Source organism: Chitinophaga sancti, assembly GCF_034424315.1.
Lineage (GTDB): Bacteria > Bacteroidota > Bacteroidia > Chitinophagales > Chitinophagaceae > Chitinophaga > Chitinophaga sancti.
Genome location: NZ_CP139972.1, coordinates 1,351,380 through 1,368,640, shown reverse-complemented (window position 1 = coordinate 1,368,640; position 17,261 = coordinate 1,351,380). Strand labels below are relative to the sequence as shown.

10 protein-coding genes are annotated in these 17,261 nt (G+C 46.4%); 4 read left to right on the top strand and 6 right to left on the bottom strand.

Features of this window, described 5'->3' with window-relative positions:
* Positions 1 to 318: 318 nt before the first annotated feature.
* Positions 319 to 447 (bottom strand): hypothetical protein, encoded by a 129-nt coding sequence (locus tag U0033_RS04960; protein WP_262487776.1) that lies wholly within the window; start codon positions 445 to 447, stop codon positions 319 to 321.
* 160 nt (positions 448 to 607) lie between these two features.
* On the opposite strand from U0033_RS04960, the gene U0033_RS04955 reads away from it, so the two are divergent.
* From U0033_RS04955 to U0033_RS04945, 3 genes are read left to right on the top strand one after another with little or no spacing between them, the layout of a single operon-like run.
* A complete protein-coding gene (locus tag U0033_RS04955) occupies positions 608 to 3,745 on the top strand; it encodes a SusC/RagA family TonB-linked outer membrane protein (protein WP_072363690.1) in 3,138 nt (1,045 codons plus the stop codon).
* A gap of 39 nt (positions 3,746 to 3,784) precedes the next feature.
* On the top strand, positions 3,785 to 5,335 hold the full coding sequence (locus U0033_RS04950; protein ID WP_072363691.1) for a RagB/SusD family nutrient uptake outer membrane protein: 1,551 nt from the start codon (positions 3,785 to 3,787) through the stop codon (positions 5,333 to 5,335).
* Positions 5,335 to 7,017, top strand: a complete 1,683-nt coding sequence (locus tag U0033_RS04945; RefSeq protein WP_218164073.1) for a DUF5597 domain-containing protein — start codon at positions 5,335 to 5,337, stop codon at positions 7,015 to 7,017. Before U0033_RS04950 ends, U0033_RS04945 begins: the two co-directional genes overlap by 1 nt.
* A gap of 379 nt (positions 7,018 to 7,396) precedes the next feature.
* On the opposite strand, the gene U0033_RS04940 is transcribed toward U0033_RS04945, so the two are convergent.
* The 3 genes from U0033_RS04940 to U0033_RS04930 form a co-directional block, all read right to left on the bottom strand.
* Positions 7,397 to 8,431, bottom strand: a complete 1,035-nt coding sequence (locus U0033_RS04940; RefSeq protein ID WP_083571715.1) for a glycoside hydrolase family 43 protein — start codon at positions 8,429 to 8,431, stop codon at positions 7,397 to 7,399.
* 215 nt (positions 8,432 to 8,646) lie between these two features.
* Entirely contained in the window at positions 8,647 to 11,772 is a 3,126-nt protein-coding gene (locus tag U0033_RS04935) for a glycosyl hydrolase 115 family protein (protein WP_072363692.1), read from the bottom strand.
* Between the two features lie 110 nt (positions 11,773 to 11,882).
* A complete protein-coding gene (locus tag U0033_RS04930) occupies positions 11,883 to 12,740 on the bottom strand; it encodes a helix-turn-helix domain-containing protein (protein ID WP_072363693.1) in 858 nt (285 codons plus the stop codon).
* A 297-nt stretch (positions 12,741 to 13,037) separates the two neighbouring features.
* Here U0033_RS04930 and U0033_RS04925 point away from each other — a divergent pair, with 297 nt between their 5' ends.
* Complete coding sequence (locus U0033_RS04925; RefSeq protein WP_072363694.1) at positions 13,038 to 14,162, top strand: tetratricopeptide repeat protein; 1,125 nt, start codon at positions 13,038 to 13,040, stop codon at positions 14,160 to 14,162.
* 272 nt (positions 14,163 to 14,434) lie between these two features.
* Here the strand turns inward: U0033_RS04925 and U0033_RS04920 are convergent, their stop codons facing one another.
* Together U0033_RS04920 and U0033_RS04915 are read right to left on the bottom strand one after the other, a co-directional pair.
* Positions 14,435 to 15,880 (bottom strand): TlpA disulfide reductase family protein, encoded by a 1,446-nt coding sequence (locus U0033_RS04920; protein ID WP_072363695.1) that lies wholly within the window; start codon positions 15,878 to 15,880, stop codon positions 14,435 to 14,437.
* A gap of 24 nt (positions 15,881 to 15,904) precedes the next feature.
* Positions 15,905 to 17,260, bottom strand: a complete 1,356-nt coding sequence (locus tag U0033_RS04915) for a RagB/SusD family nutrient uptake outer membrane protein (protein ID WP_072363696.1) — start codon at positions 17,258 to 17,260, stop codon at positions 15,905 to 15,907.
* Position 17,261: the final 1 nt, after the last annotated feature.

Here is a 17,261-nt window from a genome sequence, read left to right as displayed (position 1 = left end):
AATTCCATCGCATCATCGCTTCCCAAAGGAGCTTTCATAACCTTTTTCAAAGAATTCCATATTGTCTATCTGACAACACCTCCTTAAATGTCTTCTAAATAATTCCATCGCATCATCGCTTCCCAAAGGAGCTTTCATAACCTCTTTCAAAGAATTCTATATTGTCTATCTGACAATACCTCCTTAAATATCTTCTAAATAATTCCATCACTTCCCAAAGGAGCTTCCTTACCCTCCTTCAAAGATCCCCATATTGTCCATCTGACAATACCTCCCAAATAACTCCACCACATCCCAAAGAAACTTCCTTAACCTCCCTCAAAGCCCTCCATATTGTCCATCTGACACCCCCTCCCCAAACACTTTCTTACCCCCTCCCCAAAATCTATATTGTCCATCTGACAATACCTCCATCACCTCTCCGCTCCACTTCCATAAAAAATTCATAGTGTCCATCCGACATTTAACTCCAAAAAATCCCTAAATTACATAACGTCGTATCCGATGTGACAATCCCCGTTAGAAAAAACTGTAGCCGGTAAGAAGACCCTAATTGACCCGATTCATTGTCACATCCACATTTATTTTATTAAACACTTCAAACGTTATGAATCATCACCCATTGCCACTGGCATTGAAGAGGATCCTATGTGTTCCCATCTTCCTCCTTTTCCTGTTCCCGCTGACGACCCTGGCCCAACAAGCCCTCAAAGGGAAAGTCACCGATGATGCCAAAAGCCCCTTAGCCGGTGTTTCTGTCGCCATTAAGAACACTCACCGGGGTACCGTCACCGCGCCCGATGGTACCTACAGCATCACCGCCGCTAATGGCGAAACCCTGGTATTCACCTTTATCGGTTACGTTACCCGGGAACTCGTCGTTAGCCAAATCGCCAATTATAACATCACCCTCGCCCCAAATGTCCAGAACCTGGACCAGATGGTCGTGATCGGGTATGGGATACAAAAGAAATCGTCGCTCACAGGTTCGGTGGCCTCTGTCAATAGCAAGACACTGAACGAACTGCCTGTAGCCAGCGTCCAGCAAGCCCTGCAAGGTCGCGTACCCGGTGTCGCCGTTACCAATAATGGTGCCCCCGGATCCGACCCCATCGTAAGGATCCGCGGTATCAGCTCTATCAGCTACGCCTCCGATCCATTATACGTCATCGATGGATTTCCTACCTCCAACCTCTCCAGCTTCGATAGCAAAGATGTGCTCTCTGTCGAAGTCCTGAAAGATGCCAGCGCCGCCGCCATCTATGGTTCCCGTGCTACCAACGGGGTCGTGATCATCACCACCAAAAAGGGCGCGCGCGATAGTAAACCAGAGGTGAGACTCGATACCTACACTGGCATACAAACCGCCTGGAAAAAGATCGACCTGCTCAACACCCAGCAATACCTTCAATACGAACGTGCCCTCAACGGTGCCGCCGGTATCTCCAAACCTCCCCGCCTCCAGGATGCGAACTGGAATGCCCCCATTTACGATGGTACCTCACAGACATACGCCCAGACAAACACTGACTGGCAGGATGCCTATTTCAAAACAGGCCTGATCACCCAAAGCAATGTCTCGGTGAATGGTGGCGATGCTAAGTCCACCTACTATATGTCCGGCGGCTACTTCAAACAAGACGGGATCGCCCAGGGAGTAAACTATGAACGGGGTAATTTCCGCGTCAATTCAGAACATCATATCAACGATGTGATCACAGTAGGAGAGAACCTGCTCCTCGCATACTCCAATCAGCGCTACGACAATACCTCTGGCAACAGGACCCGCCTGGCAAACGTAATCCGCGCACTCCCATACCTGCCCGTGCATGACCCAACTACCAACGGCGGTTTCCGCAATGCAGAAAATAGCGTAGATGGCGCAGACCCCACCAACCCCATAGAAGATGCCCTTTTATTAGGCGATGCCCACCGCAAAACCTTCAAACTCCTCGGTACCGTTTATGCCCAGGTAAACTTCACCCCCTGGCTCAGTTTCCGCTCTGTATTCGGTGCCGATTATGCCGGCCAATACCAGCATGAATTCATTCCGATCTATAACGATAAAGGCCGTAATTCCACCGTGGCCGCCATCACAGATCAGCGGGCTAACAGAACGACTTTGCTCTACACCGAACAACTGACCTTCGACAAAACATTTGGCCGGCATCACCTGAACGCGATTGCCGTTTTCGAAAGACAACCAGCGTACAATTTCGGTGAATCCCAGAAAGGAAACCAAAGCACCAATGAGATAGAAACCCTTGTCGGCGCTACCAATGTCTCCGCTTATTCATCCACAACATCTACCTTAATTCAATCTTATATCGGCCGCCTGAATTATGAATTCGGTAGCAAATACCTGCTGAGTGCCGCTATCCGCCGCGATGGTCTGTCCGTATGGGCACCAGGTAAAAAGTTCCAGAGTTTCCCTTCCTTCTCCGCCGGCTGGCGTATAGACCAGGAACGGTTTATGAAAACTGTTACCGCCGTTTCTGAACTGAAACTCCGCGGTGGCTGGGGGATTACCGGTCTGAATGCAATCGGCATTTTCCCTGCTTTGCAAAACTCCATCCTGGCCAATGAATACCCCTGGCAGGCAATCGTACAGGCCAACGGTGCTACCTACCCCTTCGGAAATACCATCCCAATCGGCAACGCCTCTTATTACAACCAATTGGCCAGCGCCAACCTGGAATGGGAAAAGACCAAACAGGTCAATGTAGGCCTGGATTTAGGTCTCTTCGATAACAAGATCACCTTCACCGCAGAATGGTACCGCCGCCTGACAGATAACCTGATCCTGACCATTCCTACCCCCCTCAGTTTCGGTTATGGTGGCGCCGGCTCTCAGCTCAATGCTGCCAGTATGAAGAATACAGGCGTGGACCTGCAGGTAGGGTATAACCAAAAACAGACGAAGTTCATGTGGAGCGTGACGGGCAACATCGGTTTTATCAGGAACAAAATCCTGGCATTAAATACACCTAACGCAACCATCGACGCAGGATCTGATGCTGATTTCGGCAACGGTAATATGACCCGCACCGTAGCCGGACAGCCCATTCAATCCTTCTATGGATATGTCACTGACGGCATCTTCCAGACCCAGGCCGAGGTGGCAAAGGCCGCCGTGCAACTCCCCGGTACGGACCCCGCCAAGAGTACCGCAGCCGGTGATATCCGCTTCAAAGACCTGAACGGCGATGGTGCCATCACCTCTGCAGACCGCACCTTCCTGGGTTCTTACATTCCGAAATATACCTACTCCCTGGCTTATAATGCCAGCTACCACAACTTCGATCTCTCGCTCTTCTTCCAGGGGGTGCAGGGAAATAAGATTTTCAACGGTACCCGTGTGCTGCGCGAAGGTATGGCCCGTCTCTTTGGTGCAGGTACCGAGGTGCTGAATGCATGGACGCCGGAGCATACCAATACAGATATTCCAAGGGCCATCAGTGGTGACCCGAATACTAACCTCCGCGTGTCTGATCGCTGGATTGAAAGTGGTTCTTATTTGCGTTTAAAAAGCCTGATCATCGGGTATTCCCTGCGTAATTATTCCGTTCGGAATATCCATAGTATCAGGGTATACCTCGCATCTCAGAACCTGCTCACCTTTACGAAGTATAAGGGTTGGGATCCTGAGATCGGGTCTAAGAATACTACGCTGACGAATGGGATTGACTATGGGCAGTATCCGGCGGCACGCTCATTCCAGCTGGGATTGCAGGTAGGGTTTTGATAATAAATAATTCTGAATCGGTATTAAAATTCAAAAAACATGTATAAGTACATATTCATCGCCTTCCTGCTTCTCGGCGGCATAGGCTGTACCAAGGACCTTGACAAAACCAATCCGGGTTACGCCACGCTCGATAATTATTTTAAAAACAGCGCAGAACTCCAAAGTGGCACCAATGCTATCTATTCCACCTTCCACGCCAGCACCCTCATTGGCCGTGAGTGGTTTTTTGTGCACGACCTGCGCAGTGATGACGTTTCCTCCGGTGGCGGTCAGCTGGAAGTGCCCCGCGGGCAGATCCTGAATGGCGCTACCACAGCCGATAATGCGGTTATGAGTGCGGTATGGCAGGGCCTGTATATCGTTATTCATCGTGCTAATACCGTCATTGGCAGTGCGCCAAATGTGACTGATAACGATGCTGTACGTGACCAGTGTGTGGCCCAGGCAAAGTTCTTCCGGGCATGGGCTTATTTCGAACTCCTAACTCTCTGGGGTCCGGTACCCGTGTACACAAAGGCGGTGAGCCAGTCTAACCAGTTCCAGCCACGTGCCGCAGAAACCGCGGTATACGATCAGATCATCAAAGACCTCACAGATGCAGCGGGTACCTTGAATGCTTCCTACTCAGCTGCCGATCAGGGGAAAATTACTTCCGGCGCTGCCAATGCCATGCTGGGCAGGGTTTACATGCAAAAGGGAGATTACGCCGCTGCGAAAACGGCCTTATTGAAGATCGTAAATTCAAGCCTGTATCGCCTCGTAGATAACTATAATGACAATTTCCTGGAAGAAACGGAATTCAACGCAGAATCTATCTGGGAAGCCGTCTTTGTAGACAAGGGTGACAATTCATTTGACTGGGGCGGCACAGGCGATGGCGCCGGCAATTCACAGTCTACGATCCGTAACCAGGAATATAGTCCGGTGGCCTGGCGCAACCTGATCCCATCCAATAAATTCCTGAATGAGTTTGAAAACAGCGCTGCGGGTGCGGCCAAAACAGATCCCCGTTATAAATGGACGGTCTACGAAGCGGGCGATCACTTTAACAACGATGCTGATGTGCTGACGGATGCTATGCAAAACGGTAACTCATCGACCGTAAATGGTGTGACCAAAAAGATCAGCTGGCGCAAGTTTATGATCATTTATAAGCAAAGTCTGTCAACGGCATCTTACCATCCCGGTGGAAATAACCAGCGGATCATTCGCTATGCAGATGTGTTATTGATGCTGGCAGAATGTGCGAATGAAACAGGGGATCAGGCAGGAGCGGTGACGTATTTGAACCAGGTAAGAGACCGGCCTACGGTGGCCATGCCACATTACCCGACAGCGCAGTTCCCGGTGGGGTCAAAGGAGCAGGTGACAAAGGCGATCATGCATGAAAGAACGGTGGAACTGGGCGATGAAGAGGTGCGGAACAGGGATATATTAAGGTGGCGGAAGATGGGATATTTTACAACGGACCCGATTAGTTATTTCAGGAAAGGCAGGGATGAGTTATTGCCGATTCCACAGGCAGAAATTGATAATAATCCTTCACTGGCAAGTGGTGGGATTGCGGCACAAAATCCAGGGTACTGATGGTTAAGTTTTTGTTGATGTTGATGTTTAGTTTTCTTCCTTGTATCGGCAAAGCGCAGGCTTTGCTGATGCACGGGGAGAAGGAGGGTGGCGGAGTTAAAAGTTATTCAATCCCGGACCTTCCCGTATTGCCGGTTCTTGCCGGCGAAGTGGGCAACAGCAGTGCATCCAGTCTTTCCTATATGTCTGCAATCTGGACAAAGGCAAAGGCCATGCATTTCAATACGGTTCTCGTTCCAGTCTATTGGGAACTGTTAGAACCTGCTGAAGGGAACTTTGATTTTATGCTGGTGGATAGCCTGATCTATCAGGCAAGGGCAAACGATTTACACCTGGTATTATTATGGTTTGGCTCCTGGAAAAACAGCATGAGTTGTTATGCCCCGGCGTGGGTGAAAAAGGATATAAAACGTTTTCCCAGGGCGGGTGCGGAGCTTGAAATCCTTTCTGCTTTTGAGGAGAATAATGTGCAGGCAGATATCCGTGCATTTGCAGCGTTGATGAGGCATGTAAAGCAGCTGGATGCAAAGGAACGAACTGTTTTGATGATACAGGTGGAGAATGAAATCGGGATGCTGGGTGCGCCAAGGGAATATACGGCGGCGGCTAATGAGGCGTATGCGGGTCAGGTACCGGATGCACTGATGCGTTATCTGATCTCTCACAAGGATTCGCTGGTGCCGGAACTGCGCCTGCACTGGGGCGGGCAGGGGTATAAGATGGCTGGTAGCTGGGAGACGGTATTTGGTAAAAGTATGGCTACGGAGGAGTTGTTTCAGGCGTGGTATTATGCGGTGTATGCGAATCGGGTGGCAGGTGCGGGGAGGGAGGTGTATATGGGGAGTGGTAGTCAGGTGGCTTTTGGGAGTAAGGAAGTAGATTCTGGTCAGGTAGCATTTGGGAAGAAGGGAGCAGATTCCGGTCAGGTAGCTTTTGGGAGTAAGCCGGTATCTCCTTTGCCATTTTTTGTCAATGCTGCATTGAATTACAGGCATGTACAACCAGGTGCCTATCCCTCAGGCGGCCCCTTGCCTCACCTGATGGATATCTGGCAGGCAGCTGCGCCGAATATAGATATATTATCTCCTGATTTTTATAACCCTTTTTTCAGGGAATATAATGATTTGTATACAAGACAGCATAACCCATTATTCATTCCTGAAATACGATTCGAGCCTTCGGATGCGGTGAAAGTCCTTTACGCTGTGGGGCATTATAAAGCAATTGGTTTTTCTCCATTCTCATTTGAATCTACAGACCATGCAGCCGAAGAACCGCTTGGGGAAAGCTATAAATTGCTGGAGCAATTAGGGCCATTACTCTATAAGTACCCGATGGAAGGCATCCTACCTGACAGCAGTATCCCCCAGGAAATCCAAATGGGCAAATATACCTTTACGGTCTCGCATGAAGCCAGCCTTGGCTGGACGGCGTTTAAGGAGTGGCCACTGAGTGGTGGGATGATTATCCAGACGGGGGAGGATGACTTTATAGTTGCCGGTACCGGGATTGTCCTGACGGTGAAGAATGCAGGGATATTACAGGCAGAGGAAGGGGTGTTTGATAATGGTCAATGGCGGCCTGGCCGGAGGTTGAATGGTGATCAGACACACCAGGGAAGGCATATCCGGATTCCTTCGCACAATTGGGAGATTCAGAAGGTGAGTTTTTACCGGTATTGATGGTGGAAAGTAGGAAATATGAAATGTAGAACTGCCAGGCATGCATGCCTGGCAGTTCTATTTGTAACAAATTCTACATTAGTAAAGAACCAGCTGATTATTATCGAACCTGCTAATCAGTAACAGGACTTGCTATCAGTAACAGAGCCTGCTAATCAGTAACAGGACTTGCTAATCAGTAACAGAGCCTGCTATCAGTAAGAGAACCTGCTAATGAGTAACGAACCTGCTAGTCAGTAACAGGACTTGCTAATCAGGTAACAGAACCTGCTGATCAGTAACAGAACCTGCTAATGAGTAACGAACCTGCTAATCAGTTACAGAACCTGCTAATCACTAACAAAATCATTTATTCAGTATCAGCCAAAAAAGCTTCCCATTATATTTCCGGATGTATTGTCTCGATACTCCCGTCTGCCTTATAATGCAACTCCGTCACCTTCACATTCCTCAAATAAGTCTTCCCGGACAACTCCACATCATGATAAAACAAATACCACTTTCCATCTTTCTCAATAATAGAATGGTGCGTCGTCCAGCCCTTAACCGGTGTCATGATCACACCTTTATAAGTAAACGGCCCATAGGGTGAATTACCAATTGCGTAGCATAAATTATGCGTATCTCCGGTGGAATAAGAGAAATAATACTTCCCTTTATATTTGTGTACCCAGGATGCTTCAAAGAATCTTTTATCATTGTCCTTTTCATAAAAAGGCAGCCCCTTCTCATTCAAAATAACGACATCTTTCACCTGGCCATCAAAGCTGGTCATATCTTTTTTTAGCTTCGCCACTCTTGGCAGGGCGGCTTTTTCATCGGCGGCTTTGTTTCCAGCCTTGCTATTGTATTTATTATGATCCCATTTTTGTAGCTGCCCACCCCATATGCCTCCGAAGTACATATAAAAATTGCCATCTTCATCTTTGAAAACGCAGGGGTCAATGCTGTAACTGCCGGGGATTGGTTTGGGCAATGCTTTAAAGGGACCTTCGGGTTTGCTGCTTTTAGCGACACCTATGTGAAACACGCCTGTACTGTCTTTGGCAGGGAAGTATAAATAGTAGGTGTTGTTAGCATAGGCGGCATCTGGTGCCCAGAGTTGTTTTTGAGCCCATGGAACGTCTTTTAAAGTGAGGGCTACGCCATGATCCGTTACTTTTCCGCCGACGTGATCTAAGGATAGGATGTGGTAGTCTTTCATGTCGAAATGACTACCCAGGTCGTCTTCAGGTACCCCGGTCGCGGTGTCGTGGGATGGGTAGATGTAAATGCGGTTGTTAAAGACATGTGCGGATGGATCAGCTGTGTAAATATGTTTTACAAGTGGTTGTGTCATTCCCTGGAGGGATGCGAGCAGGTAAATCATTCCTTGCAGAGCGGCATACCGGCAGATTTTGAGTAAGTGGGTCATAGATAGTTATTTATGTTTTTCCAGTTTTATGCTAGCAGATATTTGTTTGGAAACTAAGAAAACTGTTTTTCGGATTCAGATTCAGTTTTCTCCAGTTCAATACTTGAGTTATTGTTTGGAAACTAAGAAAGCGATATTTCATTTTTAGAACTCATTTCATAAATAGGTATTTTGAATTGATAATCAATTTCTAAATGATAATTACGAAATAAGTTCTAGTTTTTTTCCAGTTCAATGCTTTGAAATATTATACCAGGGGAGCGCTGAGAATAAACCAATTCATGCATACCTGGTTTCAATGTCCTTTTCAGTTTTATTTGAATGATATTATTAGCGACCCATTGCTCCCATACTTTTTTATCATCATCATTACCATTGATTGTCATTTCAATTTCTTTTTCACCATCAATTGATATGGCAATTGCTAATCCTTTTTCGTGTGGGAAGTTCAGGGTGGGAGAGAAGTTAAGGTAGATATTATGATCTCCTGACGCCTGGAATTCATAATGCAGAGATGGATTGGCTTTATAACCGGAGTCATTATTTGTTTTAAGCTTTATCTTTGCTGCTGAACCATCGTCATGATTATCCACGGTAAAACTAGTTATACCATCTCCGAATTTTCCTATACCTTTTAAAATTTGCCACTCACCTTGTTTCGCTACATAATCAGTTGCATAGATCCGTTTATATATTTTAGGCAGCACTACAGGCGGTTGGTATGGCCCGGATAAATCAGGCATTTTGTTTACTTGTGGTTGCTGCCAGCCTGTATAGCCAATATGCGTCTGGTCCATCATATGATTCCATTTACCATTGCCCATTTTATGATAAGCGATTGTCAATAACGAATCCCGTTTATAATAGGTTCGTGCACTGTCTGCGTAGAATTTATTCCTGGCTTTATCAGTTTTGTATAGTGCGACTGCGTAGTACAACCTGTGGAGGTTATACATAGCTTCGACAGGGTATTGTACCAGTTGAAAATAGGCATCTGAAGGGTGGTGCAAGTGTACTTTTTTTGCTAAAGTAGCCCATTCAGAGACTATCTCTTTATACTGCTCCAGGGGGTAGCTATATTCATCCAGTAATTCAGGTTTTCGCCTGGCAGCCATTTCGCTGTATTGTCTCAGATAGGTGCCTATTTTGGTGTATTCAATATTTCTCTTTGCTAAACGCCCTGTTGAAACATTCTTGTCATCAACATTTCTGTGTTTAACATTTTTCCCTTTGGCATTCTTCCTTTCAACAGTTTTGTCATCAACATTTCTGTATTTAACATTCTTCCCTTTAGCATTCTTTCTTTCAATATTCTTGTTATCAATATTTCTGTATTTAACATTTTTCCCTTTGGCATTCTTCCTTTCAACAGTTTTGTCATCAACATTTCTGTATTTAACATTCTTCCCTTTAGCATTCTTTCTTTCAATATTCTTGTTATCAATATTTCTGTATTTAACATTTTTCCCTTTGGCATTCTTCCTTTCAACAGTATTGTTATCAATATTTCTGTATTTAGCATTTTTCCCTTTAGCATTCTTCCTTTCAACAGTGTTGTCATCAACATTTCTGTATTTGACATTCTTCCCTTTAACATTCTTCCTTTCAATATTTTTGTCATCAACATTTCTGCCTTCAACATTCTTCCCTTTAACATTCTTCCTTTCAATATGGCGTTTTTCAACACCACCTCCTGCAAAATTCTCTTCTGCAAATTCCCCATACCAATCCCTCATCGTATCTCCTGCCGACCATGCATAATCCATGAAAAAAGAAATCGGCAACTCCATCGGCTTCAAATCCCCTACATTCACAATCCACACCTTATCTGCTCCATACATCTTCGCCATATGCAATTGCTCCCATACCCTCGCCAAATTATTCGTATTGATCCATTTATAATTTCTTGGATCACCCACATAATCAAAATGATAATAGATGCCATATCCGCCTTTCCGCTTCGCCACATTTTCTTTATTAGCCTCTGTATAAGCACCCGTTCCCTGATTTGCAAATTTGGTTTTTACCACGGGGGCATTCTTTTCCGCCGGTTCTCCCTTTCCAACCACTTCATCCGCCACCACACCTGATCCCTTCCCAACGACCACCCCCACCACCCTCACCGGCAACCTCCTGATATTCCCCCAATTATCATCACACAACAACAACGTCACATCATCCGGTACCCGCATCCCCTTATCATAATAATCCTGCACCTCCTTATACAAAGCCCACATCTGCGGCGTCTCCGATGCCGGCTTGCCCGTCACCCCACTAATGATCTCCCGCTGATCCTTCACGATCCTTTCCAGTAAATCAGTCGCCGTCTCATTACTCATCGGCATGTCTCCATCTCCCCGCATCCCCACCGTTACAATACTTTCATGCCCACCCATATTCACAATACCCTTTCGCCAAAATGCCCTAAGAATACTATCATTCGAAACATAATCCCACGCACCTCGTCCATACTTTTTCCATTCCTGTTGCGCACGCAACATCGGCTCATGATGACTCGTTCCCATCACAATCCCCCATTTATCTGCCAGCACTGGGTTTGATGTATCATCCGTATTAAACGCGTTTCCCCACATTGCCGGCCACAAATAATTCCCGCGCAACCGAAGCAATAATTCAAATACCTTTTCATATACCAAATGATTAAACCCGCCGAATTTTTCATGCGTCCAACCGGAAAATGCGGGGGCCTCGTCATTGATGAAAATACCCCTGTATTGTACTGATGGCGGGCCAAAATCATAACGCCCTTCCTGTATAAATACCTTCTTTTTCTTTATCACAGGCACATCGGCCCACCAATACCAGGGAGATACACCCAGTTGCCTGGACAATTCCAGTGCCCCATATGCAGCGCCTCTTTTATCGCTGCCGATTATGATCACCCGGCCAGCAGCAACCGTTATCCGGAACGCCTCCCATTTACCGGTCAAACCGGTAGTATCTACATGCAATTCTTTTATTAGTGAAGATTGTAAAGTGCCGATCAAAATAACGGGATGTGCCTTCTGAGAAGAAACGCTATACTTCCTATTCAAGGTGTCACTTGCCAATAAGCCGCCCCCCGAATCTCCATCCTTCCTCCTCAGTTCACCCTCCCCCGGAAACCCATATACCACCTTCACCTCTCTCCCCGTCACCCTCCTCATATCCTCCCTCAACAACTCCGCAGCCTTCCCCACCAGCCAGTCATCCTGCTGATCAATACAAATCACCTCCGGTAATGGAAAACTATGTTGTGACGCCTGAATGGTTACTATCTTCTGTGCATGTACATAGGCTCCCACACACAGGAGGATTAACAATGGAACTACGTTTTTCATAACATATCTAATATAAGGAAATTATTCTAACCCCCAAAAGACACCTGCTATTTTCCTCTTGTATAAATATGATGATTTCTACAAACATAGCACAACTACAAAACAAGCCCTTACTGCTTGCGGAACTCGCTGGGTGAAAGCCCTGTCGCTTTCTTAAAGAACCGCGCAAAATAATTCGGGTACTCAAAATTCAATAAATAAGCAATCTCCGAAACCGTACAGGAAGTATATCTTAAATGCTTTTTCGCTTCATCCACCAAATGATCCTGCAATAGCTGATGCGCCGGTTTACCCGCCACACTATTGCATACCCTGTTCAGGTGCACAGGCGTAATCCCCAGTTCCCGCGCATACTGCTCTATCGAGTACTTAGACCCTGCCTCCGCAATCCGTTTCTGCAATTTCCTAAAATAAGACAATGACACACTATCCGCTTCCGGTACCACGGCAGTATGCTGTCGCCAGATGCGATACAATACCAGGAAGATCTGTTGCAGCATGGCCGTCAGCATCTGCTGCTTTTCATATCTCGTACTAAATAATTCTTCATGCAGGTCCGCCACCAGTTTAACTACATATTTAAAACTATATGGAGGAGCATAATTTGTTAAGATCTGCAAGCCCTCCAGCATGCCATTCCCCGAAGGAAAGATACTGTTGACCAGTTTATCTGAAATCGTCAGGATCCGCCCTTTCGTCGTTGCATGGTAGTTAAACCCGTGTATGGCCAGCGGTGGTATCAATAAAATAGTCGGACCTGTTAGCCAGGTAGGTTCATTGTTCCCTAAAAAACCGGTCCTTTTAGTCTCAATCAAAAAGACCTGGTAGAGATTCGTATGGATATGCGGCTTTATCTTCCAGTCAAAGTGCTCACTCCGTGTTTCCAGCAATTCCGAAAACAGGTATTCGCCATCTGGTCTGGGGCCTGGCTCACCGTACAAACCATAAAAATGTGTAATCCGCTTCAATCGACAGAATTTATGCTGCTTTGATCCATTTTATTCCCCAAAGTTTGAAAAGAGAGTGGATTTTTTATCATCAACTAAAAGCGGGAAATGCTGTCCTCCGAGGAATTAAAATACCCTGAACAGGTTAAGCCCTGCACCCATAAACAGGAAGGTCAAAACAATCACCAGGAGAAATTTCTTCATAGGCATGAAAACACCTTACCTCCAAATATAAAAGACCCATCCCGCCCAACTGTAAAATAACATTTTGTTATATAAAACTAAATCGTTAGTTTACAAACTAAACAGTTAGTTTGTATGATCAGAACCCTTCTGCTGCTCCTGTTGCCAGCCAGCTCAATCTTTGCCCAACAAGCTGATTCCGTCATGGAATACCTGCAGGAACAGGATTACCCGCATGCCATTGCCTACCAACAGGCCCATTTGGACCCCAATAATGTGAAACAACAATCGTTGCTGGCCTATACCTTTTACCAGGCGGGGAATGAAGATGATGCTATCAAAGGCTATCAGAAAGTCCTGATGCTGGATAGCGCCAACGTTTCAGCACATCAATATATTGCTAATATCCTGCTCAATAAACATGCGTACATCCTGGCCATACCTCACCTTCGCAGTATTGCCGCTTTACGGCCCAATAGCCCGGTTGCCATCCGCCAACTGAGTTTCACCCTGCTGACGAACGATCAGGCCGAAGAAGGCTTCGCTTTACTGCTAAAAGCCTACCAGATGAATCCCGGCGATCCGAAGACCGTGAACCGCCTCGCCGATGAACGCATCGGGCAGGAAATGTATCCTTCTGCCGATTCCATTCTCAATGTATACCTGCAGAAAGATTCCAGCCAGTACTACATCATCGCCACCGCTATCAGGGCTAATTACTTCCTGAAGAATTACAGGAACTGCCTCTTACTGGGTAAATACCTGATCGCCCATGAAGTCGTGATGCCCGGCGCCATGAGCTTCGTTACCTCTGCCAGCTTCGCGCTCAAAGACTACCAGTTCTGTATTGACATCAATACCTACGCTGAGAGCCATAACAGTTCCTCCGAACAGATCATGTATTATGCTGCCCTGTCACAAACAAAACTGAAACACTATGATGAAAGTAATCAACTGTTAAATGCCTGCATTGATCTGGCACGGTCTAAATACCTGCCGGATTATTATGCTGCCATCGCCAGCAATGATGAAGGATTGAAACTGTATAAACCCGCTGTGGCCAACCTGGATACGGCTTATTTTTTAAGTCGTCAGCCCATGCATTTATACAGTATCGGAAGAATGTATGAGGTGAATATGAAGAATGAAACAGCCGCAAAGAGATATTATAAACGCTATTTACAGGAAGGAGATAGTACGGACAAACAGGAGGCGATGATCTATAAATATTTGAAAGAAACTTACTTCACAACTAAGTAAAAAAACAACGCACAACTTTTGCCATGGCAAAAAGTTGTGCGTTGGGCCACTGGCCTGCGGCCTGATAAGTAATAGCCTGTGGTTCGCTAAGTAATAGCCTTTGGTTCGCTAAGTAATGCTCAACAACGCACTAATTAATTGTCAACAACACGTTATGTAATCACCAACAATACGCCAGGTAATCACCAACAACACACCAATCCACCATCACCAACACACTAATTAACCACCCACCAATCCACCACCCACGCCCCGCTAATCCCATTACCTGCCTATCCCCTGATCAATGATATCATCGCCGAAATCTCCTCCAGCGCCGCATCCGCCCCACCAGAGAACCCGGAGAACTTAAACCGCACATTCCCCGCCTTATCTATCACAAACTTCGCCGGTATACTATTCACCTTATAAGCCGTCGCCGCCTTATGCTCATTTAAATCCATCAACACCTCAAACGGATAATCATTATCCGCAATAAACTTCTTCGTATCCGCTACCGCCTTATCATCCCTTTCCCAGGTATGAATGAACAGGAACTGTACATCATTGTCTTTCTCATAACGCTGCACCGCCTGTTTCATCACAGGGAACGATGCCTTACAAGGTCCGCACCAGGTAGCCCAGAAATCCAGCACCACTATCTTTCCTTTCAGCTCACTCAGCGTTACATTCTTACCATTCAGATCTGTCAGCGTAAAATCAGGCGCCGGCGTATTAACCATCTGCTTTGTCAGCTCCTTCGTGATCTTCGCCACCAGCTGACGGTTCACCTCCTGGATGTACGCGTCATAGCCCTCACTGCCCTTCACTTTTGCATACAGTGATTTCAGTTCCGTCTTCATGTCATTCGTAGCCTGGCCCGCTTTCACCGCTTCATCGATTTTTTCAAAAGCTTCCTTATCACGGCCCATTGCAATCAGGATCTTGGAATAAGTATCCATGTTACTGCCATTCACTTCACCCGCTTCCTGGTACACTTTATAGGCATTGTCTGCATACTTCAGCGCCTCTTCATAGTTCTTATCAGTATACAGCATCTTAGACAGGATGGTATTATAAGAGCGGTAACCCACTGCTGCAAACTTCGCTGCATTGTCTTGTACCTTCGCGATCTTAAAAGAGTAGGAAGTATCAACTGCTTTTTTCAGCAATGCTTCCGCTTCTTTATAGTGACCTTTCCTGGCCAGCGTATTACCAATACCTGCCCAGCCTTCACCTTTCCAGGCAGAGGTCTCTACCATGTTGGCAAATTTAACGGCCTTGGCTACACTGTCTACATTCGCATAAGCAACCCCAATTGCATTCCTTACATAATCGTACGCGATCCTGTCCGGCCCGAATTTAGCAGGCGGGAAGCGCTTGATCAGCTGGTAGTACAATGCTTCTTTCTTCGCAGGATCTTTCTCATCATAAATGGTTGTGATGAAATCCTGTCTTACAGCACTACCCGCAGGAAATTTCTTCTTCTCTGCCCGCTGAATGGAATCTACCAGTTCTTTCTTATTCAGCCGGTAGAAGGTATTCGCTGCCAGCTGCCAGTCTTCCTCTTTCTTACTTTGCAGATGTTTGTATAACTCAGCATGCAGGTATGCCTGGTCTTTTTCATCTTTAGAAGCAGCCAGCTTATCATAAGCTTTGTACAGGCTATCTATGCGCTGTGCCTTTACCGAGGCACAGCACATAGCAGCAATAACACACAATGTTGTGATCTTTTTCATGTGAATACTTTTTTAACAAATGGATCATTCAAAACCCGGGTTCTGGGTCAGGTTTTTGTTGTTCAGAATTTCCTGGTAAGGAATTGGCATCAGGGTATCCCGCGGTACCCAGGTAGATTTTACTTTGCTCAGTACAGCATCTGCCTGACCGGTACGTACCAGGTCAAACCAGCGGTGACCCAGCTCGCCAAACAATTCTATTTTGCGTTCCTGTGCAATGGCTGTCAGCAGATCATCTTTAGTTGCTGCAGTCGTATTGCCCAGGCCTGCACGGTTGCGAACGGCATCCAGGTCCGCCTGTGCGGCTGAGATATTATTCAGTTGCGCGTTTGCTTCAGCACGGATCAGGTATTGCTCTGCCAGGCGCAGTATTACGTAATACTCATCACCTGCAGTCGCGGTACCCAGTTTATATTTGTTTACACGGCGATAGGTGGTACCTCCACTCACCAGGCTATCTGTCCAGGCAGTTTTCCTGTTATCCCCGGTTTCAAACTGGTTCATGAAATTGTTATACAGGTAGTAATCAGGAATAGTGGTTGCCGCCGCTGCCCTGTAGCCAAAACTCGTATAACCATAGTAGGTAGCAAACTGCAGGATGGTTTCTGCGCTGCTGTTCTTGAAAGTCGTAGCCAGGTCAGAAAGACTATAAGTTACATCTGTTGCACCGATCACTTTTGTAGCATAGGTCACCGCATTTGCGTAGTCTTTCTGGTAGAGGTATACTCTCGCCAGCAGCGCTTCTGCGGCATGCTTATTCACCCTTGCATGCAGGGTGCCGGTATATGTACCCGGCAGCAGATCTGCTGCTGTTTTCAGGTCTGTGATGATCTGTGCATATACATCTGCCTTTGATGATCGGGCCAGCGCAGAGTTGTTCAGCGCCACCGGATCAAGCGATAATGGTACCCCTCCAAAGAAATTGTTCAGGTAAAAGAAATGAAATGCACGCATGAAATAACTCTCACCCAATAATTGGTTCTTTACTGAACCGGTAAGGGTCGTGGATTTCGTCAGACCATCAATCGCACCGTTTGCCTGTGCAACTACATAAAATGGATAATACCATTGGTTATAACGAAGCGTATTGTTCGTGGTGGTTACATTACCATTCTGGTATTCTGCCAGCCCCGGTGTAGAACTGTAATAACGGTACTGGATATCATCACCCAGCAATTCTGCCGTCCAGGTATAGTATTGCAGGCTATAGGTGGTAGCGTAGTAAGTGTACATCGCTACGACCGCACTGGTCGCTGTTGCGTCGGCTGCATATACATCAGTCGGAGACAGTGAATTCGGTGCGTTGTCGATGGTTACGAATTTCTTGCATGAGGTAGCGCTAAGCCCCAATGCCAGTAATATATATGATAGTTTCTTCATT